This window comes from Flavobacterium sp. 1355 (assembly GCF_017833415.1).
In the GTDB taxonomy this organism is placed as follows: Bacteria; Bacteroidota; Bacteroidia; order Flavobacteriales; family Flavobacteriaceae; genus Flavobacterium.
In genome coordinates this window covers 24,051-44,653 of record NZ_JAFICC010000014.1, presented here as the reverse complement: position 1 = coordinate 44,653, position 20,603 = coordinate 24,051, and the positions used below count along the sequence as shown (strand labels likewise).

The window sequence follows — 20,603 nt, the reverse complement described above, 5'->3', positions numbered from 1 at the left end:
GCTTTGTCAAAGTCTGCAGCTTTGACAAAGCTAAATCCGAACTCTAATCTTAAAACTTATTATCATGAAAAGTCTAAAACTTATTTCATCAGCCATTGCTATGTTTATATGTTTCACAGCCATGGCACAGCAAAAAACAATTACAGGAGTCATTTCTGATGAAACCACGATGCCAATTCCAGGCGCAAACATTACAAACCTGAACTCAAAAGCAACTGCAATAACCAATTATGACGGGCAATACAGCATTCTGGCACAGAAAGGAGATATGCTGCTTTTTGATTATATTGGATACAAATCCCAAAGACAGAAAGTTCAAAACTCAACAATAATAAATATAAAACTTGTACCTGATTTTCAAACTTTAAGTGAAGTTGTTGTTGTAAGTTATGGAAGCAGTGATTCTGAATATGAAGATCGAAGCTATGCACGTGCTGAAAGAAAAAAAGCTAAAATGAAAACTTCTGAAATGAATCAGGAGAAAGTTGTGGGAATTCAGGTTCAAAATAATATGGGATATACTACTATGCCAGCTCCCACTGTTGTAATACAAGAAAACACCTCTGTATCGCCAAAAAACGAACCTATTTATATTGTTGATGGTGTTCCGGCAAATTCAAATCAAATAGCTAAAATTAACCCTAACGATATTGATAATGTTTCGGTTTTAAAAGACAAGGCTGCAACTTCAGTTTATGGCGGTAAAGCATCAAATGGTGTTGTGGTTATTACAACCAAAAATGAGCTTTATAAAAACCTTTCAGAAAAAGAATTAGATAAAAAACTAAATAGCATTACCCCAATTCCTGCTGAACCCACCCAGGAAGATTACGATACTTTTGTTGAAAATGCTTTTGAAAGTCCAAAAACAGCGCCGCTTTCTACATTTTCTATAGATGTCGATAATGCCTCTTACACCAATATCAGACGTTTTTTAAACAATGGTCAGCAAGTTCCAAAAGATGCTGTGCGTGTTGAAGAAATGGTTAATTTTTTTAAATACACTTATCCGCAGCCAAAAGACGAAAATCCATTTTCTATCAACACAGAAGTAAGTGATTCTCCTTGGAACTCAAATAATAAAATTTTGAAAATCGGCTTACAGGGAAAAAACATTCCAACAGAAGATTTACCGGCTTCTAATCTTGTTTTCCTGATTGATGTTTCGGGTTCTATGAGTGACATCAATAAACTGCCTTTATTAAAACAGTCTTTAAAAATACTGGTAAACGAGTTAAGACCAAAAGACAAAGTAGCAATTGTAGTTTATGCCGGCGCTGCAGGAATGGTTTTACCTCCAACTTCCGGCGATGAGAAAAAAACAATTATTGATGCTTTAGACAAATTACAATCCGGAGGCAGCACAGCAGGAGGTGCAGGAATCGAGCTGGCGTATAAAACTGCGACAGAAAATTTTATCAAGAATGGAAACAACCGTGTCATTCTGGCAACCGACGGTGATTTTAATATGGGAAGCACTTCTAATTCTGATATGGAGAAATTAATTGAAGAAAAAAGAAAAACAGGCGTTTTCCTGACTTGCTTGGGTTACGGAATGGGAAATTACAAAGACAGCAAAATGGAAATCCTGGCTGATAAAGGAAACGGAAATTATGCCTATATCGATAATATTCAGGAAGCAAACCGTTTTTTAGGAAAAGAATTTAAAGGTTCTATGTTTGCCATTGCAAAAGATGTAAAAATCCAGATTGAATTTAATCCGAAACAAGTTCAGGCATATCGTTTGATTGGTTATGAAAACAGAAAACTTCGTGCCGAAGATTTTAAAAATGATGCTATTGATGCCGGGGAATTAGGAAGTAATCATACCGTAACAGCTCTGTATGAAATTATTCCGGCTGGTGTAAAAAGTAATTATTTGGCCGTACAGCCCGATGATTTGAAATACACTAAAACAGAAATGAATTCAAGTAATTACAGTAATGAATTGGCAACAATAAAATTCCGTTATAAAAAACCTGACGGTGATAAAAGTATCGAAATGGTACAGGTTATTGAAAATAAATCGATTGCTATCGAGAAAGCTAGTGACGATATGAAATTTAGTTCGGCCGTAGCCTGGTTCGGTCTGAAGCTCAGAGATTCTAAATTGATTACTGAGAAATCTTCTGAGGAAATTTTAAAATTGGCCAGAAAAGGAAACTCAAATGACGGCGAAGGTTACAAAGCAGAATTTATTCGTCTTGTTGAAACTTGCAAGCAGTATAATTAATAAATATTTTATTACATTTGGTTCTTATTCTAAAAAATTAATTTTATACCCGTATGAATCCAATTTTAAGCCAAAATCTATTTTTAGTAAAAGAGCATGTCGGAATGTTTAAAGCTGCTAACAATTTCGACATTTACAATCCTGAAAGCAATGAAATTATTATGAACTGCCGAGAAAAGAATCTTGGTTTTTTCACTAAAATACTTCGATTTACAGATTATAAAAGAGCAACACCATTTAATATTGAAATTACAACTGCTTCCGGCGAGAAGTTAATTACGGTAAGAAGAGGCATTGCCATATTCAGATCGACTGTTGAAGTCCTGGATGAAAAAGATCGTCTGGTGGGGACTTTCAAACAAAAATTCTTTTCGATTGGCGGAAAGTTTGATATCCTTGACAAAAATGAAAAACCGGTTGCAACGCTTCAGGGAAAATGGACAGGATGGGATTTTAAATTTTCTCATGAAAATAAAGAACTTGCCCAGGTAACCAAAAAATGGGCCGGAATGGGTAAAGAACTTTTTACAAGTGCTGATAATTATGTTCTGAATATTGAAGAAACCGTAGCTGCTGACAGCCCGTTAAGACAATTGATTTTAGGAGCTGTAATGTGTATCGATATGGTTCTGAAAGAATAATCAAAAGTTGTTAAACTTAGATTAAGAATGCATTTGAAAGCATCATTTTAGTTTGCAAAAGCTTATTTTTGTATAGACTTAAAATGATGCTTTCTGCATTTCTAAAAATACAATCATGACCGACTTAAAAAATAAAAACGCCTTTATCACGGGCGCAGGAAAAGGAATTGGAAAAGCCATTGCTATTGCATTGGCAAAAGAAGGTGTAAACCTGATTTTAGTTTCAAGAACCCAAACCGATATTGACCAATTGGCAGAGGAGGTTTCGAATTTGGGTGTAAAAACTTTAGCACTTTCAGCCGATGTGTCAGACATTCATTCTATCAATACAGCAGCAGAAAAAGCTTTAGCCGAATTCAAAAATATTGATATTTTAATTAATAGTGCCGGAATTGCTTCTTTTGGAAAATTCTTAGAATTAGAACCAGAAGCGTGGGAAAGAATTATTCAGGTAAATTTAATGGGAACGTACTATACCACACGCGCCATTATTCCGAATATGATCGAAAGACAAACCGGAGATATAATTAATATTTCATCAACTGCCGGATTAAACGGAAACGCTTTGACAAGTGCTTACAGTGCTTCTAAATTTGCTGTTTTGGGTTTAACTGATTCTTTGATGCAGGAAATGAGAAAACACAATATTCGGGTTACGGCCTTAACGCCGAGTACTGTTGCAACAGATATGGCAAAAGACCTAAACCTGACAGACGGTAACCCTGAAAAAGTAATGCAGTCGGAAGATATGGCAGAATTGATTATTGCGCACTTAAAATTAAATCGCAGGGTTTTTATTAAAAACAGCAGCATCTGGTCGACTAATCCTTAAAAAAAAATAATTCCAATTTTTCAAATTCCAAATTCCAATTTACACAGCAATTGGAATTTAGACCTGAACGATAGTGAAGCAAGCTCATTTTGGAATTTGGTGTTTAAAATTTGAATTTTAACAATTATGATGGAACAATATTTAAGACAATTAATTGAAATAGAATTTGTAGACAAAAAAGAAATTTTTACCGGATTTCTTATAGACTATTCAGACGATTGGATTTTACTTCGAAATAATCCTGTGGATTTTATTTTGGACGGTTTTGTAATTTTAAGAAATAAAAATATCCTGGTTGTAAACAGAGACCAGGATTTGGCTTTTACCGAAAAAATTATTCGCTTAAAGGGATTAAAAACTAATTCTGATGATATTATCCCAATAAAAGATCTGGCTACTATTATTAGTTTTTTAGCAGAGAAATATGGAATCTTTCAAATTTCAAAAAAATCTGCCAAATCTGCCTATTTAGGGAAATTGATCGAACTGAATGATGAAGAACTTATCATTGACTTTTTGGACACAAAAGGACAATTTGGTGGTGAACTCAGTTTTAATCCCGAAAAAATAAGAGTTATAGAATTTGATACCGATTATATTAATTCATTGAAATTGGTTGTTTCTGAAAATCAGAAATAGTTATAAAAAAAGAAAAGCCCTTTAAATAAAGAGCCTTTCTTTTGTCATTCTGACGAAGGAAGAATCACACTAGTAATTCGACAAAGATTGGCGATTAAGCATGCAGAATTACTAGTGTGATTCTTCCTTTGTCAGAATGACAATACTTTGAATATATTTATTTTTAAGCTTCTTCCAGTTTATTCAAAAACTCTAAACGAACACTTCCGTCTTCATCTATTTTTGTTAAGTTGATTTCCTGTAATGTATTTACTAATTCAGGGTTCCATGGCGCTTTTACTTTTACGTAATTTTCTGTAAAACCATGAATGTATCCTTCTTTGTTTTCGCCTTCAAACAAAACTGTTCTGTTTGTTCCTAATTGGCTTTCATAAAAAGCACGACGCTTTTTTACCGATAGTCCTCTAAGCATTTTACTTCGTTTTGCCCTTACGTTTGACGGGACAACACCTTCCATATCTGCTGCTTCTGTATTATCTCTTTCAGAGTACGTAAATACATGCAGATAAGAAATATCCATTTCATTTAAAAAATGATATGTTTCAAGAAAATGCTCATCTGTTTCTCCTGGAAATCCAACAATAACATCTACGCCTATACAGGCGTGCGGCATTACTTCGCGAATTTTATTTACACGTTCTGTATAAACTTCACGTAGATAACGGCGTTTCATTAATTTTAAGATATCATTGCTTCCGGATTGCAGCGGAATATGAAAATGAGGCACAAAAGTTCTACTTTTAGAAACAAAATCTATAGTTTCATTTTTCAGCAAATTTGGCTCAATTGATGAAATTCTTAAACGCTCAATTCCTTCTACCTTGTCTAAAGCCTGAACTAAATCAAGAAAAGTATGTTCGTGTTTTTTATTCCCAAACTCCCCTTTTCCGTAATCTCCGATATTTACTCCGGTCAAAACAATTTCACGGATATTCTGAGCTGAAATCTCTTTGGCATTTTGCAAAACATTTTCAAGGGCATCACTTCTTGAAATCCCTCTTGCTAAAGGAATTGTACAATAAGTACACTTATAATCGCAACCGTCCTGTACTTTTAAGAAGGCACGGGTACGGTCTCCGATTGAATAACTTCCAACATAAAAATCGGCTTCAGCAATTTCACATGAATGTACTTCGCCCATGTCATTTTTGCTTAAATCATTTATGTAATCGGTAATTTTAAATTTTTCGGTAGCACCCAAAACCAAGTCAACACCATCGACAGCTGCCAATTCTTCCGGTTTTAATTGTGCGTAACACCCAACAGCAGCCACAAAAGCTTTTTCATTGAGTTTCATTGCTTTTTTTACAACCTGCTTAAATTGTTTGTCGGCATTCTCTGTAACCGAACAGGTATTGATTACATAGATGTCTGCAACATCTTCAAAATCGACACGGTCAAATCCTTCGTCATTAAAGCTTCTGGCAATTGTAGAGGTTTCTGAAAAATTCAGTTTACAACCCAGCGTGTAAAAGGCAACTTTTTTTCTATTTTCCATAATGTATCTTAAATCAATGAAATCGTTGTCAAAAAATTTAAGGCTGCAAATTTACAAACAAATTTCTGTAAAAGAAAGGCAATAAGCGACTTCATCCTGATATTTTGAAAGTAAATTAATTTTTTGAGATGCCAAAAAATTGTATTTTTAGCTGAAATTTCAGCAAATCAATCTTCAAGATTATCATACAGTTTGCACAATAATAAGAATTAAATGACAAATAATCGATTAAATGCAAATTTCATCGATTAAATACGTTTTTTTGCTTTTTAAACTAAAAAAATCTTACATTTACTTTTGTTAAAATTCTTTAGTTGAATTGATTGTTATTTGAGAATTTTAAATAGCTTTGGTTAATTAATTAATAATTCAAACATAACAATTTTGAATTTTACTCGTTATGTTGTTGTTTTGTGTTACAAAATGAAATGGGAAAGCCGAAAACCAAAGAGAGTAGGCAAAAATTATAATACAATACCACTTTATGAAAGCATTTTTACCCACAATCTGCTTGATGTTTTTAACCTTATTTAGTGCGCAAGCGCAAACTAGTGCTCCAGCCGCAAATCCATTTCCTTCTATTAGTACTTTAACGAATTGGGCAAGTTTAAACTCGCAGCAACAATTTGATGTTGCTATTCGTGCAGTTGGTTTCAAGTTTGAAGTAAAAGAACCGGGCGAAGGCTCAACTGCTTATACTTATATTCGTAAAGTAATGGTAAATGAAGTAAACTATACAGACAGAATTGTATATAGAATTACAAACAATAATTCTGCAAGCATTATTTCATTAGTAACAGCTTCAACGGATTTAGTAAGTTTATACACACCACAGTTGGCAACTTTTAAAAATAATAATTGTAAAACTGAAATGTCTAAGGACAAAAATACTACCTGTAGTTGTTATGAAAGCGTAAATTTTGCAATTGATCTTTGTGACGAGCGTGTAAAATTAACTATGGGTGACGGAAATAAATATTTTGTTTCTGTAGCTAAAAAGTAATAATCATATTTCAGAACTATATACTATGAGCTGTTTTCCAAATCTTTTTAAATCTTAACAGTTTAAAAAGATTTGGGATTCACTTATTAGTAATTAATTTATAGGTTTGGATTTTTTAATTCATACCAAACCTGCATTTCGTCTTCATATTCAAAAGAATTTCTGTTACGAAAACCCAGTTTCTCCAAAATATTTCGCGAAATTTCGTTTCCTTCATCTGCGTAAGCGTAAAGACTTTCAACCTTCATTTCATTAAACGCATATTGTACAAAAGCTTTTGCCGCTTCTGTTGAATATCCTTTTCCCCAATGCCTTTCAATAAAACGATAACCTAATTCATAAAAATTTTGGTGGTTATTAATTTTATAATTGACAAACTTGATTCCAGACCAGCCTAAAAATTCGTTGGTTTCTTTGAGAACTACAGCCCAGCGGCCTGTTTGGAAATCCTTATACTGCTGTTGTATATTTTTAATAGAGGCAATACTTTGTTCTATAGATGTAACTGGCTTTTTACCAACAAAAACATGCACATTAGGATTAGAATCCAATTCAAACATACTAGCAGCATCAGAAAGCAAAAACTCTCTTAAAATCAAACGTTCTGTTTCAATTGGCTTTTTCATTGTTTAATTTAAAATAAAACGCTGTACAACTTCAGCAACTCCGTCATTATTATTTGATGCGACAATTAAATTGGCTCTGTCACGCAATTCCGGAGTTACATTATCAACCCAAACGCCCAATCCGGCATATTCTATCATTGTCAGGTCATTTCCGGCGTTTCCAACGGCAATAATTTCACTTTGATGGATATTCAGCTTTTCAGCCAAAAGCTTTAAACTATTCGCTTTGTCAATCCCGTTTTGAGCTGCTTCTAAGAAAAAAGGCTTAGACATGGCCACACTCAAATGAGGCATTGCACTTTTTAAGTTTTTTTCTACTTCTTTCAAATAAGAAGGCTCTTCTAATAAAATACATTTTACGGCAGGCCTGTCAACAGCTTCCTTAAAGCTTGCAACTTTTCGATGCGGCAATCCTGTAATTTCTTTTTCGATATCAATAAACTCAGAATCGGTTTCACTGATAATTTCACCATCCAGATAAGTGATTATATGTGTTTTCATTTTTACACTATAATCGTATAAATCATGAATTTGTTCTACGGTCAGTTTTTGTTCAAAAAAAACAAGATCCTCTTTTACGGTACTAATTACAGCACCGTTAAACGAAATGATATAGGAATTATTTAAATCGAGTTCTAATTCTTTTGCGTAAGCTGTCATTGCAGATGTCGGCCGGCCTGAAGCCAGTACAACATAAACCCCTTTTGCCTGCGCTTCCAAAAGCACTTTTTTGTTTAAATCTGAAATTTTATGATCGTCTGTCAACAAGGTATCATCCATGTCGAGCACCAGCATTTTGTATTGCATACTTTTTTTTAGTTTTAAGCCGCAGTCTCAGCTGACAGTATTGTGACTGAGACTGATTACTTTTCCTTATTTTACATCAATCGGTTTCCTTTATTAATACTGAAAACTGAGACTGAGGCCTTTCTTAAATATTCATTCTGAAATCTTCAATAACCGGATTTGCTTTTGCAAAATCTGTTTCCTGAATAAAAACCTCAACGGCCAAATCTGTCTGGCCAAAGCCTGCTAGTCTGGCAGATTGAATATTATCTTTTTTTACTGTTTCTACACCTGCTGCTTCTAATTTTTCCTGTAAGGCAATTGCTAAAATTTCGCTTCCTGAAAACACCTTCATTAATCCCATGACATTTATTTTTTATTATTATTTTTATTTCAATATTATTTTTAAGTGGTTTTGAAAATCCTGATTTTCATTCATCCCAATATGTTCCTGATTTTTTAAAGGATAAAAATGCCCGTTGGATTTTAATAGTTCATTCAATCGAACTGAATTTGAATATGGAATTAACTGATCTTCCATTCCATGAAAAATATAAACTGGTGCTTTTATTTTTACCAGATATTCATAAGTTTCCAAACGGAATTTTTTTATGAAATTTGGAAAAAACGGAACTCTGCTGCTCGACAATTCACTAAAACTATAATAGGGTGATTGTAAAATTACGGCTTTTGGTTTGTTTGCAGATGCCAATACAGCTACCAGCCCTGACCCAATTGAATAACCTGCTATAATGATTTTATCTTCAGGATATCTTTGCCCTAATTTTTTGTAAACGATGGCAATATCTTTATTTAATTGTTCCTCGTCCTTTATTTCCCCTTCACTTTTTCCAAAGCTCCTGTAATCCAGAATAAAGATGTCATAACCTAAATCGGTGTAAATTTTAGCAATCCTTCCCCAGGTTTCCAAAGTTCCTGCGTTTCCATGAAGATAAAAAACTAAGCCTTTTGATTTTTCTGCTTTAAATAATAATCCATTGAGATTTACTTCATCAAAAGATTTAATATTTAATTCTTCATATTGCTGTTGATAATCAAACTGATAGTCTTTTGGGAGCGATGCGCTCTGAAAAATCATTCCTACCTGATTAAAATACACATAAGAAATAACCAGGATATAAACAGCAACAAAAAATACTAAGAGTGTAATCATTAAAAATTTAAGCGTTTTTAATATTTCCATGTAGATTTATGATTCCGATTTACTCCTCTTGAATCTGATCTTCTTCTTCGTCAAGTTCTTCATCTCCTTCTTCATCCATATCAAAAAGAAAAGGTTCCAGCAACATTTTATCTGCCAGAATTTCAATACGCTCTGTCAGTTCTTCTGCAAAAATAATTCGCTGTACTTTGGTGATACTATTAGAAATACGCATGATTTTGGTTTCGTGACGCAGTTTCAAAATCGGATCTGCATCATCCAGAATAAACATTTTTAAACGATTTACGTTGTAACCGGCGGTTGTAAACATATCGCTCAATTTATTTGGTGTCCCAATCAAAACATCTATTCCGGTTGAAATATAGTTTTTATCGTAATCCATATCTCCTTTGTCGTGAACACCATAAACTTCAAGGTTAGTATATTTTCCGTATTTCGCAAAAAGTTCTACCATTTCCAAAACTTTCGTTTTGTCTTCTACAATAATCAAAGCCCTTGGAGATTCTTCTACTTTTCCTGCCAATTGCTGAATTACATTTAGCACTATTGTAGTTGATTTTCCGCTTCCTGCGGGAGAAAGAACAATACAGTCGGCACCGCTTTTTATAGTCGAAAAAGTTTCCTGCTGCAATATGTTTGCTTCAGTTAATCCATTCTCAATTAATGCGTCTTGTAATTTCTCGTTTATTTTTTTTAGTTTCATTTTCTATTTTAGATTTATGATTTTAGAATTTAGATTCCAGAATCACTATTTGCTTGCAAACATTTTTACGTCGGTTTCAGAAATTTCGTTTCCGCCTAAAATGATTAACCTTTCGACTACATTTCGGAGCTCACGAATGTTTCCGGTCCAATCATATTCCTGCAATAATTTTATGGCTGGCTGCGAAAATACTTTAACAACATTTCCTTGTTCTGAAGCAATTTTCTCGGCAAAGTGTCTAATCAAAGCAGGAATGTCATCCCGTCTTTCATTCAATGGCGGAACTTTGATTAAAATAACAGCTAGTCTATGGTACAAATCTTCACGAAAACGACCTTCTGCAATTTCTGTTTTCAGATCTTTATTGGTCGCCGCTACTACGCGCACATCAACTTTTATATCTTTCTCGGCTCCTACCCTGGTTATCATACTTTCCTGAAGTGCACGTAGTACTTTGGCTTGCGCCGAAAGGCTCATGTCACCTATTTCATCTAGGAAAATAGTTCCTTTGTCTGCTGCTTCAAATTTTCCTGCACGATCTTTAACTGCCGATGTAAAAGCGCCTTTTACGTGACCGAACAATTCGCTTTCTATTAATTCACTCGGAATAGCGGCGCAGTTTACTTCAATCAAAGGAAAATTAGCACGTTCGCTTTTTTCATGTAATTGATGTGCCACTAATTCCTTTCCGGTTCCGTTTGGACCTGTGATTAAAACTCTGGCTTCGGTTTGGGCTACTTTATCAATCATTAGTTTAATATGACTGATGGCTTCGCTTTCGCCAACCATTTCGTAATTTTTGCTGACTTTTTTCTTTAAGATTTTATTTTCAACTACAAGTTGTTTTTTATCCAAAGCATTACGAACTGTATTCAATAATCGGTTTAAATCCGGTGGTTTTGAAATATAATCAAAAGCTCCCAAACGCATGGTGTGAATTGCCGTTTCCATATCGCCATGACCGGAAATCATAACCATCGGAATCTCTGGTTTTATTTTTTTTACTTCTTCTAAAACCTCAACACCGTCCATTTTTGGCATTTTAATGTCACATAAAACCAAATCGTAATCGTTGTTTTTTATTTTCTCAAGACCTGCAACACCGTCTTCGGCTTCATCAACCTGATAAGTGTCATTTTCTTCAGATAAAATTTTCACCAAAACTCTTCTGATCGCTGCTTCGTCTTCTATAATTAATATTTTACTCATTTCTTTTTAAGGTGCTAAGATTCTGAGCTGCTAAGGTTCTAAGGGCTTTTATTATCAGGAAACTAAGAAAATCTTAGCATCTCAGAACCTTAGTAACTTAGCAACTTTAAAAGTTAATATTTAAGCCATCTATACAATTCTTTCCATGTTGGTTTTTTGCCGTACATTAAAATACCGACGCGGTAAATTTTTGCTGCGAACCAAACCACAAGGAAAAAGGTTGCAAACAATAATGATACCGAAATCACTATTTGCCACCACGGCACTCCAAACGGAAGTCTCATGAGCATTACGATTGGGGATGTTAACGGAATCATTGAGAACACGACAGCTATTGTACCGTGTGGATCGTTTACTACAGTAAAAAAACCAATGTAAACACTCAAAATAAGCGGCATGATAATCGGTAAAAGAAACTGCTGGGAATCTGTCTGGTTATCTACTGCTGCCCCAATTGCGGCATAAAATGAACTATATAAAAAGTATCCTCCGATAAAATAAACTACAAAACCAATTAAAATACTGGCAATTGGCAGGTTCCATAATTCGGTGATATACATTTGTGCTGAACCCGAGAATTCCTGTTGGGCTGAATGCATCATTTCGGGAGAAATTCTAGCTGTTGGGCCAACATTTACACCAAAAAATGATGAAGCGGCAAACATTAACCCCAAACCTATAATTGCCCAGATTGTAAATTGCAGTAATCCGGCAAGAGAAGTTCCGACAATTTTACCAATCATTAACTGAAATGGCTTTACAGACGAAATAATAATTTCGATAATTCTGTTTGTTTTTTCTTCTATGACGCTTCTCATTACCATGTTTCCGTAAATGATAATAAACATCATGATAAGATAACCAAATGCGCCGCCAATCCCTATTTTAATCTCATTTAAGCCTTTTAAACTTTCTTCTCCTGATGCTTTAGCCAGATGAATATTTACATTTGCCTGCGCTTTCTGAATTGATAAAGTGTCGAGTTTGGCTTTTTCTAAATTGATTTTGGTAATTTTTAAAGCTATTACATCCTGAGTGTTTTCAATAAAGGAAATACTTGGACTGTTATTGGAAATAAAATCAATTTTTGATTCAAGATCCTTTTCGTTATTTGTTTTTGGAATCACCAGTAAACCGCTAAAATTTTCTTTGGCTATACTGTCCTTTAATGCCGTTACACTTATTTCTGATAAATTCAGATATTTATATTCTGCGTCTTTTTTGTTCTGTTTGACAAAATCATCTGCAAACAAACCTGTTTCATCATGAATTGCGATTCGTTTGGTTTCTGCCTTCATCGAGCTTAGATAACCAATAAATCCTGCAATGGCCACAAACAATAACGGACTTAAAAATGTCATGACAACAAAAGATTTATTGCGGACTTTGGCAATAAATTCTCTTTTTATAATCAGCGAAATGATGCTCATAAATATTTTAATTTTCAAATTCCAAATTCCAATTTATCAACTCTAAATTGGAATTTGGAATTTATTTTTTGAAATTTTATTTTTTATTTTCAGTAACCGTTTGAATAAAAATATCGTTTATACTCGGAATTTTTTCTACAAAATGAGTTACTTGTCCACGTTGTGTCAGAACATTTAGTAATTCATTTGGGGCAGCATTTCCTATTTCGATATTTAATTTTAAATCGTCATTAAGCGTTTTGAAATTGGCCTGTGAAACGGTAAATTTTTGTGTTATGTCATACATCAAGCCTTCTACATTGTTTGTCAGAATTCCGACCTCAAAACTATTTGTTTTAAACTGGCGTTTGACATCGCCAATTTTACCTTCGATTAATTTGTTTGATTTATGGATTAGGGCAATATGATCACAAAGTTCTTCTACACTTTCCATTCTGTGCGTCGAGAAAATAATTGTTGAACCTTGTTCTTTTAATGCCAGAATTTCATCCTTAATGATATTGGCATTTACAGGGTCAAAACCGGAGAAAGGCTCATCAAAAATCAACAACTTTGGTTTATGCAAAACACAAACCACGAATTGAATTTTTTGCGCCATTCCCTTAGAAAGTTCCTGGATTTTTTTATTCCACCAGCCTTGAATTTCTAAACGTTCGAACCAATATTCCAACTGTATTTTAGCTTCAGCTTTAGAAAGTCCTTTCATTTGTGCCAGATACAGGCATTGCTCTCCCACTTTCATTGTGCTGTATAAACCTCTTTCTTCCGGAAGATATCCAATAGTCTGTACATGTTTTGGCTGTAATTTTTCTCCATCCAAAATCACTTCACCACTATCCGGCAGCGTTATTTGGTTTATAATTCGAATCAGAGAAGTTTTTCCGGCTCCATTAGGACCTAATAGTCCATAAATGCTTCCTTTGGGAACATTTAATGAAACTTCGTTAAGCGCTACATAGTCGCCGTATTGTTTTACGACTTTATGTACTTCGAGTAAGTTGCTCATGCTATTTTTAGAATTTCTGCGTCAGTTTGACCTTTTGCGGTCTGCGTGTGTAAAAGTAAATAATTCGAAGCGAAACTTATTACTATTCAACAAAAAACCCATCCTATATTTATCTTAGGATGGGTTTTTTAAAATTATTTTAACATTTTAGAAAAAGTCCGATTATGAAAACATATCTTTTACTTTTTCAAAAAATGATTTTTCTGATTTTTCAGGACTCGGAGCAAAGTGATCGTCGTTTAAAGCGTTTTCAAAAAATTGCTTTTGTTCTTTGTTTAATGTTTTTGGAGTCCAAACATTTACGTGAACCAGTAAATCACCACTTCCGTAACCGTTGATACTTGGAATACCTTTTCCTTTTAATCTTAAGATTTTTCCAGACTGAATTCCTTCTTCCAGTTTAATACGAACTTTTCCGTTTATGGCTTCGATATCCTTAGAAACTCCTAATACAGCTTCAGGGAAACTAATATACAAGTCAAAATGGATATTTTCTCCTTCACGTTTCAGGAATTCGTGTTCTAATTCTTCAATGGCAACAATCAAATCTCCTGGAATACTGTTTCCTGGTGCATCGTTTCCTTTGTTAGAAACTTTAAGCTGCATTCCGTCCACTACTCCGGCAGGAATTTTTATTGATACTGTTTCATCTTCTATTACCATTCCCTGAGCATCTGCCTCAGAAGGTTTTTTATCTAAAATTTGTCCAGAACCACCACAAGTCGGACATGTAGATGCAGATTGCATTCTTCCTAAAATGGTGTTTGTAACACGCATCACCTGACCCTGACCATTACAAGTAGTACAAGTTTTGTATGTAGCTCCTTTTGCCTGAACTTTACGTTTTACTTTTACTTTTTTCTCAACTCCATTTGCAATCTCTTCTAAAGTTAATTTAACTTTAATTCTAAGATTACTTCCTTTGGCGCGACGAGGACCGCCTCCGCCTCCGCCGAAACCTCCAAATCCGCCACCAAAAATGTCACCAAACTGGCTGAAAATGTCATCCATATTCATACCGCCGTGACCACCGCCAAATCCTCCGGAACCATCAAATGCCTGATGTCCGTATTGATCGTATTTAGCTTTTTTGTTCGGATCACTTAAAACTTCATACGCTTCTGCCGCCAGTTTAAAGTTTTCTTCTGCCTCTTTGTCGCCCGGATTTTTATCAGGGTGATATTTCAGCGCGCTTTTTCTATACGCTTTTTTAATTTCGGCAGCATCGGCATTTTTTGAAATGCCAAGTATTTCGTAAAAATCTTTTTTCATAATTTAGATTAAATTCCAATCCTGATAATTATCTGGATAAATTCCAAAATTCAATTTTATTAATTGAGCTCAGGAATCTAATTTTCTTTTTAGTTTCCGATTACTACTTTAGGGAAACGAATAATTTTGTCTCCTAATTTGTATCCTTTTTCTATAACATCAACAATTTTACCTTTCAATTTTTCAGAAGGTGCAGGAATTTGAGTAATTGCTTCTGCAAAGTCAGCATTAAAAGCATCACCCGCTCTTACTTCAACTTGCTCTAAACCTTTTGCAACCAAAGTGCTTTTTAGTTTTTCGTGAATCAATTCTACTCCTTTTTTCAAATTGTCATCGTCAGACTTGTTGATTTCTACTGTCGCTCTGTCAAAATCATCCAAAACAGGAAGCATGGCTAACAAAACTTCCTGATTTGCAGTTTTAAACAAATCGATACGTTCTTTTGAAGTTCTTTTTTTGTAATTTTCAAATTCGGCAAATAATCTCAAAAACTTATCTTTTTCCTTTGCCAAGTCTTGAGCCAATTGCTCTTCAACACTTAATTCTTCAACAATTAACTGTTCTCCGTTGGCATTGTTCTCTAACGTTACATCGTCTAATTCCTGATCGAATTCTGTATTTTCCGTAGTCATATTACTTTTATTTTTAAAAATATTCTTAAACTTCATTTTTATTCTTCTTTTAGATTGCAAAAGTACTGCCAAATCTTTTAAAATGTCAAATTGTCACTATATTTAAATTGAGCACTTTAAAAACAAAAATACACTTAAAAAATTTAGTATAATTTTAAGACTATTACGTTTGAGTTTGTAGTATATTTGAATTCCAAAGTTGGAAACTAAATTGTTACCTATCAAAATTGAATTTAAGGGTTAGCCTCGGCTTTATAAATAATTATTAATTCAAGTTTACCTTATATTAAAAAAAAGCTTCGTCTGCATTTAGGCGAAGCTTTTTTTATTCTATTTTATTGTATCCTCTAAAGTCCCTTACAAAGATTTAATAAGCATTGCTAATTGCACGGGCGGAGGGATTCGAACCCCCATCAACGGTTTTGGAGACCGCTATTCTACCCTTGAACTACGCCCGTAACTTAAGGTCGGCAAATTAAAAGTTTTTTTCCGTCCCTGGCAACTATTTCAGGCAGAGATTTAAAAAGAAAACCCTTTAAATCTGTACAGTTTCGGCAAAAACCTTCGTTCCAAACAATTAACCTAACAAAGCATTTTTCAATCCTTCAAAATCTACAGAAACCTGTTCGCCCGAAACTAAATTTTTAAGCGAATAAGAATTCGATGCAATTTCCTGATCGCCTGCAATTACAGCAAACGGAATCAGGCGTTTATCGGCGTATTGAAATTGTTTTCCCACTTTTACATTATCAGGATACAATTCTACTTTTATATTTTCTTTTCTCAATTTCTGAATTGCCTGTGAAGCATACAAAGCTTCTTTATCACCATAATTGATAAATATTGCTTTTGAAGTTGCTGACACAGTTTCAGGAAACAATTGCAATTCTTCTAAAACCAAATAAATACGATCCAGACCAAAAGAGATTCCAACACCACTCATATCCTTTAAACCAAAAATACCCGTTAAGTCATCGTATCTTCCGCCTCCGCCAATTGAACCCATTTTTATGGTTTTTGGTGCCGCCACTTCAAAAATTGCTCCTGTATAATAATTTAAACCGCGTGCCAAAGTCACATCAAGGTCTAGTATCGCTGTTGATAATCCTAAAACTGCAACATTGTCACAAATAAATTTAAGCTCTTCAACACCTTTCATTCCAATTTCTGATGAAGCTAATAAATCAGAAAGTTGATTTATTTTATCTGTAAAAGTTCCTGTAAAATTAAAAAGCGGTTGCACTTTAACCAGAGCTTCTTCTGCAATACCTTTTTCAATCATTTCCTTTTTTACACCATCTTCACCAATTTTATCTAGTTTATCTAAGGCGACTGTAAAATCAATTAATTTATCTGAAGCTCCAATGACTTCGGCAATTCCGGATAATATTTTTCTGTTATTGATTTTAATAGTTACGCCTTCTAAACCTAAAGAAGTAAAAACAGCGTCATACAACTGAACCAATTCTACCTCCTGCCATAATGATTTTGAACCTACAACATCAGCATCACATTGGTAAAATTCTCTGTATCGTCCTCTTTGCGGGCGATCAGCTCTCCAAACCGGCTGAATTTGATATCTTTTAAAAGGAAATTCAATTTCGTTTTGGTGCTGTACTACGTATCTTGCAAACGGAACTGTCAAATCGTAACGCAATGCTTTTTCAGAAATTTTTCCTGTAAATTTATTCAGTTCAATTCTTTGATTTAAATCGATGGTTTCGGCAGAATTAGTTTGCAGGGCTTCAATAGATTCCGGTAATTCAATTTTATTTTTATTGAAGAAAAAATTACCTGAATTCAATATTTTAAAAATCAAACGATCCCCTTCTTCTCCATATTTCCCCATCAGGGTATCTGAATTTTCGAACGAAGGAGTTTCTATTGGCTGAAAACCAAATTTCTCAAAATTAGCTTTTATCGTCTGAATAATATATTGACGTTTTGACACCTCTGCTGGCGAAAAATCTCTTGTTCCTTGTGGTATGCTTGGTTTTGAAGCCATCTTTTATATTTTAGATTGTTGATTTTAGATTTTAGATTTTTTTGAAACCTTTACATCTAAAACTCTTTAACATTATTTCTTTTGATTTTAATCGTCTGCAAATATCTTATTTTTTAAAATAAATAATGACAGTTGAAAGACAAACTTGTAACAAAAACCGTATTTTCGTGACAAATTGGTCATGATGCTAAAATTATTCAAAGAAAATATCCGAATTGCGTTTGGTTCAATCAAAACCCAACTATTGCGAACCATTCTTACAGTATTAATTATCGCTATCGGTATTACTGCCCTTGTTGGAATCCTGACTGTTGTAACGGCATTAGAAAATAAGATTTCGACCAATTTTGCATCAATGGGAGCCAACACTTTCAACATTAATCAATATGAAAGCAATGTTAAAAATCGTGGCGGGAATGAAAGAGAAATTATAAATCCAATCATTTCTTACCCGGAAGCAGTGGCTTTCAAGAATAAATACAAATACCCTCTTACCGAAACATCTCTTTCTTTTACAGCAACTTCTAATGCAGAGGTAAAATATTTAGATCAAAAAACTGATCCGGAAATTACTATTGTAGGTGTTGACGAACATTTTATAGGTAATTCTGGTTTAGAAATTAATTTAGGCAGAAGTTTTAATCAATTTGACATCGATAACAATACTTATTCCTGCATTGTTGGATCTGATTTTGAAAAAGGTTTGCTAAAAGATGTCAATCCAATTGATAAAATAATTTCAATTCGCGGTGCCAGATTTAAAGTTATTGGGGTATTAAAAGAAAAAGGTTCCACGTTTGGAAACAGTCAGGATTTAAGAGTCTTAATACCAATTCAGGTAGCGCGCTCTTTATTTACTGCACCAAATATAAATTATACGATGAGTGTAATGGTAAGCAAAAAAGAATTTTTAGACGATGCAGTAGACAACGCAATAAGTACTATGCGCAGGGTTCGTAAACTAAGTCCGGTTCGTGACAATAACTTTGGCGTAGGACGAAGCGATGATTTAATAAACCGAATTTTGGGAATTACCAAATATCTGGGCTATGCTTCCTGGATTATCAGCATTATAACAATTCTTGGTTCTTCTATTGCCTTAATGAATATCATGATTGTTTCGGTTACAGAACGCACACGCGAAATAGGAGTCCGCAAAGCATTAGGAGCTAAAAGAACTACTGTCGCTACTCAGTTTTTTATTGAGACTTTACTGATTGGCCAGATTGGCGGTCTCGTAGGTATTATTCTTGGCTTACTGGTTGGTTTTGCTTTTGCATCGGGAATGGGATTTCCATTCGTAATTCCCTGGATGGCCATTTTTGCAGCTTTTGCTACCAGTTTTATGGTTGCAATTGTTTCTGGTTTATATCCTGCGATAAAAGCTTCAAAATTAGACCCGATTGAAGCTTTGCGTTATGAATAATTGTAATATTTAAGGAATTTGTTTAGAGCCAAAGTATTGGCTAAAAACTAGAGAGTGCCTTTTATCATTCTGTCGTTATCGTAAATATCTTTTCTTAAATCGATATTTTTAAAATTCATTTCTTCCAGCAAATCTGTCATTTCCTTACTCAGATATTGGTTAATTTCAAAATACAACTGACCATTTTCTGCAAGATTCTTTTTTGCCAGTAAAGCAATTTTTTTATAAAAAATCAATGCATCATTATCGTCTACAAAAAGTGCAAGGTGCGGTTCGTAATCAAGTACGTTCTTTTTGATTTCTGCTTTTTCTAAATTACGTACATATGGCGGGTTTGAAACTATAATATCAAAATCACATTTTAGTGCTTCTAATTCTAAAATATCCTTATACATAAAAGTAACATTTACTTTGTTACTTAAGGCATTCCATTTGGCAGTTTCCAAAGCTTTTTTAGAAACATCAATTGCATGTACGTCAGCGTTTGGAAGATTTTTAGCCAATGAAATTGCTATACATCCGCTTCCTGTCCCAATATCTAATATTTTAAGTTTTCTGGATTTTGCAGTATTTAAATTTTCATTGATAATCCATTCTACCAATTCTTCAGTTTCGGGTCTCGGAATCAAAACATTTTCGTTTACATCGAATTCCAAACCATAGAAATGAGTTTTCCCTAATAAATACTGAATCGGAACTTCTTTTTTTAATTTTTCCAAAATAGAATCCCAAACCACAAAATCAGACTCACTAAAAGTCAGTTCGTGATTTAGCGCAAGATCAATTTGTCTTAACCTGTGTTTATTTTCCAGAATCAGGTAAAAAAAACTTTCTGCTTCATATGCATCATAAAAAGGAGATAATTCCTGTATAAACTGAGTGCGATATTGTTTAATTTTCATTTTGGGTGTTTGAGCATTAATTTTAGGCTAAAGCCAATTGCAATCCACAAATAAGTATTCTACAAACAAATTTTGTTACAATTCATTTTGTAAATCTTTCAGCATCCATACAGGGCAAGAATTATGCCCGGTACATCCCATCGGTTCATCTAAATACTCAAAACCCGATTTTTTATAAAGTTTTTGAGCCGCGTGCATAAAAGGCATTGTTTCGATATAACATTTTTCAAAACCAAAAGCTTTTGCTTCCTGAAGACATTTTTCCATCATGGCACTTCCTATGCCCAAACCTCGGGTCTGAGGTAAAAAATACATCTTCTGTAATTCGCAAATTTTCTGATCACCATTTTCCAAAGGTGCGATTCCGGCAGAGCCAACAATTTCACCATCATTTTCAACAACAAAATAAACGGATTGAGGTTTATTGTATTCTTCAAACATCAAATCCAGATAAGGATCCTCATACGCAGTTCCGACTTTAGGAATTTCCATTTCATCAAAAACTGACCTTATTAATGCAGCAACAGCCTTATTATCTTCTTTCTTTATTTTTCTGATAATCCAATTTTTCATTTCC

The 20,603-nt window shown here is 34.0% G+C and carries 20 protein-coding genes and 1 tRNA gene; 6 read left to right on the top strand and 15 right to left on the bottom strand.

Annotated elements, in window-relative coordinates:
* Positions 1 to 64: 64 nt before the first annotated feature.
* The 4 genes from JOD96_RS17845 to JOD96_RS17830 all read left to right on the top strand — a co-directional run bounded on the left by JOD96_RS17845 (position 65) and on the right by JOD96_RS17830 (position 4,345).
* Complete coding sequence (locus JOD96_RS17845; RefSeq protein ID WP_209565589.1) at positions 65 to 2,233, top strand: vWA domain-containing protein; 2,169 nt, start codon at positions 65 to 67, stop codon at positions 2,231 to 2,233.
* A gap of 53 nt (positions 2,234 to 2,286) precedes the next feature.
* On the top strand, positions 2,287 to 2,874 hold the full coding sequence (locus JOD96_RS17840) for a phospholipid scramblase-related protein (protein ID WP_209565588.1): 588 nt from the start codon (positions 2,287 to 2,289) through the stop codon (positions 2,872 to 2,874).
* Between the two features lie 115 nt (positions 2,875 to 2,989).
* On the top strand, positions 2,990 to 3,706 hold the full coding sequence (locus JOD96_RS17835) for a 3-ketoacyl-ACP reductase (protein WP_209565587.1): 717 nt from the start codon (positions 2,990 to 2,992) through the stop codon (positions 3,704 to 3,706).
* Between the two features lie 129 nt (positions 3,707 to 3,835).
* The gene (locus JOD96_RS17830) at positions 3,836 to 4,345 is read left to right on the top strand and encodes a hypothetical protein (protein ID WP_209565673.1); all 510 of its coding nucleotides are present in this window, start codon (positions 3,836 to 3,838) and stop codon (positions 4,343 to 4,345) included.
* Positions 4,346 to 4,508: 163 nt separating this feature from the next.
* Here JOD96_RS17830 and mtaB read toward each other — a convergent pair whose 3' ends face one another.
* Positions 4,509 to 5,843, bottom strand: a complete 1,335-nt coding sequence (gene mtaB, locus JOD96_RS17825; RefSeq protein WP_209565586.1) for a tRNA (N(6)-L-threonylcarbamoyladenosine(37)-C(2))-methylthiotransferase MtaB — start codon at positions 5,841 to 5,843, stop codon at positions 4,509 to 4,511.
* Positions 5,844 to 6,327: 484 nt separating this feature from the next.
* On the opposite strand from mtaB, the gene JOD96_RS17820 reads away from it, so the two are divergent.
* Entirely contained in the window at positions 6,328 to 6,846 is a 519-nt protein-coding gene (locus JOD96_RS17820; RefSeq protein ID WP_209565585.1) for a hypothetical protein, read from the top strand.
* A 98-nt stretch (positions 6,847 to 6,944) separates the two neighbouring features.
* Here the strand turns inward: JOD96_RS17820 and JOD96_RS17815 are convergent, their stop codons facing one another.
* The 12 genes from JOD96_RS17815 to hisS all read right to left on the bottom strand — a co-directional run bounded on the left by JOD96_RS17815 (position 6,945) and on the right by hisS (position 17,698).
* Positions 6,945 to 7,472, bottom strand: coding sequence for a GNAT family N-acetyltransferase (locus JOD96_RS17815; RefSeq protein WP_209565584.1), 528 nt, complete (start codon positions 7,470 to 7,472; stop codon positions 6,945 to 6,947).
* A 3-nt stretch (positions 7,473 to 7,475) separates the two neighbouring features.
* Positions 7,476 to 8,279 (bottom strand): Cof-type HAD-IIB family hydrolase, encoded by an 804-nt coding sequence (locus JOD96_RS17810; RefSeq protein WP_209565583.1) that lies wholly within the window; start codon positions 8,277 to 8,279, stop codon positions 7,476 to 7,478.
* A 124-nt stretch (positions 8,280 to 8,403) separates the two neighbouring features.
* The gene (locus JOD96_RS17805) at positions 8,404 to 8,622 is read right to left on the bottom strand and encodes a putative signal transducing protein (protein ID WP_209565582.1); all 219 of its coding nucleotides are present in this window, start codon (positions 8,620 to 8,622) and stop codon (positions 8,404 to 8,406) included.
* A 24-nt stretch (positions 8,623 to 8,646) separates the two neighbouring features.
* Positions 8,647 to 9,432: an alpha/beta hydrolase gene (locus JOD96_RS17800; protein ID WP_245188442.1), complete on the bottom strand. Its 786-nt coding sequence runs from the start codon at positions 9,430 to 9,432 to the stop codon at positions 8,647 to 8,649.
* A gap of 49 nt (positions 9,433 to 9,481) precedes the next feature.
* Positions 9,482 to 10,144, bottom strand: coding sequence for a DEAD/DEAH box helicase (locus JOD96_RS17795; RefSeq protein ID WP_209565580.1), 663 nt, complete (start codon positions 10,142 to 10,144; stop codon positions 9,482 to 9,484).
* Between the two features lie 45 nt (positions 10,145 to 10,189).
* Positions 10,190 to 11,353: a sigma-54-dependent transcriptional regulator gene (locus tag JOD96_RS17790; protein WP_115846916.1), complete on the bottom strand. Its 1,164-nt coding sequence runs from the start codon at positions 11,351 to 11,353 to the stop codon at positions 10,190 to 10,192.
* Between the two features lie 113 nt (positions 11,354 to 11,466).
* Positions 11,467 to 12,783: an ABC transporter permease gene (locus tag JOD96_RS17785; protein ID WP_209565579.1), complete on the bottom strand. Its 1,317-nt coding sequence runs from the start codon at positions 12,781 to 12,783 to the stop codon at positions 11,467 to 11,469.
* A 76-nt stretch (positions 12,784 to 12,859) separates the two neighbouring features.
* On the bottom strand, positions 12,860 to 13,789 hold the full coding sequence (locus JOD96_RS17780) for an ABC transporter ATP-binding protein (RefSeq protein WP_209565578.1): 930 nt from the start codon (positions 13,787 to 13,789) through the stop codon (positions 12,860 to 12,862).
* Positions 13,790 to 13,951: 162 nt separating this feature from the next.
* Positions 13,952 to 15,061, bottom strand: coding sequence for a molecular chaperone DnaJ (gene dnaJ, locus JOD96_RS17775; RefSeq protein ID WP_209565577.1), 1,110 nt, complete (start codon positions 15,059 to 15,061; stop codon positions 13,952 to 13,954).
* Positions 15,062 to 15,150: 89 nt separating this feature from the next.
* Positions 15,151 to 15,729: a nucleotide exchange factor GrpE gene (locus tag JOD96_RS17770; RefSeq protein WP_209565576.1), complete on the bottom strand. Its 579-nt coding sequence runs from the start codon at positions 15,727 to 15,729 to the stop codon at positions 15,151 to 15,153.
* A gap of 351 nt (positions 15,730 to 16,080) precedes the next feature.
* A tRNA-Trp gene (locus tag JOD96_RS17765) sits at positions 16,081 to 16,151 on the bottom strand.
* A gap of 119 nt (positions 16,152 to 16,270) precedes the next feature.
* A complete protein-coding gene (gene hisS / locus JOD96_RS17760) occupies positions 16,271 to 17,698 on the bottom strand; it encodes a histidine--tRNA ligase (RefSeq protein ID WP_209565575.1) in 1,428 nt (475 codons plus the stop codon).
* Between the two features lie 181 nt (positions 17,699 to 17,879).
* Here hisS and JOD96_RS17755 point away from each other — a divergent pair, with 181 nt between their 5' ends.
* Entirely contained in the window at positions 17,880 to 19,124 is a 1,245-nt protein-coding gene (locus JOD96_RS17755; RefSeq protein WP_209565574.1) for an ABC transporter permease, read from the top strand.
* Between the two features lie 47 nt (positions 19,125 to 19,171).
* Here JOD96_RS17755 and prmC read toward each other — a convergent pair whose 3' ends face one another.
* On the bottom strand, positions 19,172 to 20,026 hold the full coding sequence (gene prmC / locus JOD96_RS17750) for a peptide chain release factor N(5)-glutamine methyltransferase (RefSeq protein ID WP_209565573.1): 855 nt from the start codon (positions 20,024 to 20,026) through the stop codon (positions 19,172 to 19,174).
* 75 nt (positions 20,027 to 20,101) lie between these two features.
* The gene (locus tag JOD96_RS17745) at positions 20,102 to 20,599 is read right to left on the bottom strand and encodes a GNAT family N-acetyltransferase (protein WP_209565572.1); all 498 of its coding nucleotides are present in this window, start codon (positions 20,597 to 20,599) and stop codon (positions 20,102 to 20,104) included.
* Positions 20,600 to 20,603: the final 4 nt, after the last annotated feature.

What these genes read in the sequence shown, in the direction of transcription:
- JOD96_RS17800 (WP_245188442.1), bottom strand. Translation starts at nt 9,432, where the DNA reads ATGATTACACTCTTAGTATTTTTTGTTGCTGTTTATATCCTGGTTATT.
- prmC (WP_209565573.1), bottom strand. Translation starts at nt 20,026, where the DNA reads ATGAAAATTAAACAATATCGCACTCAGTTTATACAGGAATTATCTCCT.
- JOD96_RS17780 (WP_209565578.1), bottom strand. Translation starts at nt 13,789, where the DNA reads ATGAGCAACTTACTCGAAGTACATAAAGTCGTAAAACAATACGGCGAC.
- mtaB (WP_209565586.1), bottom strand. Translation starts at nt 5,843, where the DNA reads ATGGAAAATAGAAAAAAAGTTGCCTTTTACACGCTGGGTTGTAAACTG.
- JOD96_RS17755 (WP_209565574.1), top strand. Translation starts at nt 17,880, where the DNA reads ATGATGCTAAAATTATTCAAAGAAAATATCCGAATTGCGTTTGGTTCA.
- JOD96_RS17790 (WP_115846916.1), bottom strand. Translation starts at nt 11,353, where the DNA reads ATGAGTAAAATATTAATTATAGAAGACGAAGCAGCGATCAGAAGAGTT.
- JOD96_RS17845 (WP_209565589.1), top strand. Translation starts at nt 65, where the DNA reads ATGAAAAGTCTAAAACTTATTTCATCAGCCATTGCTATGTTTATATGT.
- hisS (WP_209565575.1), bottom strand. Translation starts at nt 17,698, where the DNA reads ATGGCTTCAAAACCAAGCATACCACAAGGAACAAGAGATTTTTCGCCA.
- JOD96_RS17840 (WP_209565588.1), top strand. Translation starts at nt 2,287, where the DNA reads ATGAATCCAATTTTAAGCCAAAATCTATTTTTAGTAAAAGAGCATGTC.
- JOD96_RS17770 (WP_209565576.1), bottom strand. Translation starts at nt 15,729, where the DNA reads ATGAAGTTTAAGAATATTTTTAAAAATAAAAGTAATATGACTACGGAA.
- JOD96_RS17815 (WP_209565584.1), bottom strand. Translation starts at nt 7,472, where the DNA reads ATGAAAAAGCCAATTGAAACAGAACGTTTGATTTTAAGAGAGTTTTTG.
- JOD96_RS17820 (WP_209565585.1), top strand. Translation starts at nt 6,328, where the DNA reads ATGAAAGCATTTTTACCCACAATCTGCTTGATGTTTTTAACCTTATTT.
- JOD96_RS17795 (WP_209565580.1), bottom strand. Translation starts at nt 10,144, where the DNA reads ATGAAACTAAAAAAAATAAACGAGAAATTACAAGACGCATTAATTGAG.
- JOD96_RS17745 (WP_209565572.1), bottom strand. Translation starts at nt 20,599, where the DNA reads ATGAAAAATTGGATTATCAGAAAAATAAAGAAAGAAGATAATAAGGCT.
- JOD96_RS17785 (WP_209565579.1), bottom strand. Translation starts at nt 12,783, where the DNA reads ATGAGCATCATTTCGCTGATTATAAAAAGAGAATTTATTGCCAAAGTC.
- dnaJ (WP_209565577.1), bottom strand. Translation starts at nt 15,061, where the DNA reads ATGAAAAAAGATTTTTACGAAATACTTGGCATTTCAAAAAATGCCGAT.
- JOD96_RS17835 (WP_209565587.1), top strand. Translation starts at nt 2,990, where the DNA reads ATGACCGACTTAAAAAATAAAAACGCCTTTATCACGGGCGCAGGAAAA.
- JOD96_RS17810 (WP_209565583.1), bottom strand. Translation starts at nt 8,279, where the DNA reads ATGCAATACAAAATGCTGGTGCTCGACATGGATGATACCTTGTTGACA.
- JOD96_RS17805 (WP_209565582.1), bottom strand. Translation starts at nt 8,622, where the DNA reads ATGGGATTAATGAAGGTGTTTTCAGGAAGCGAAATTTTAGCAATTGCC.
- JOD96_RS17830 (WP_209565673.1), top strand. Translation starts at nt 3,836, where the DNA reads ATGGAACAATATTTAAGACAATTAATTGAAATAGAATTTGTAGACAAA.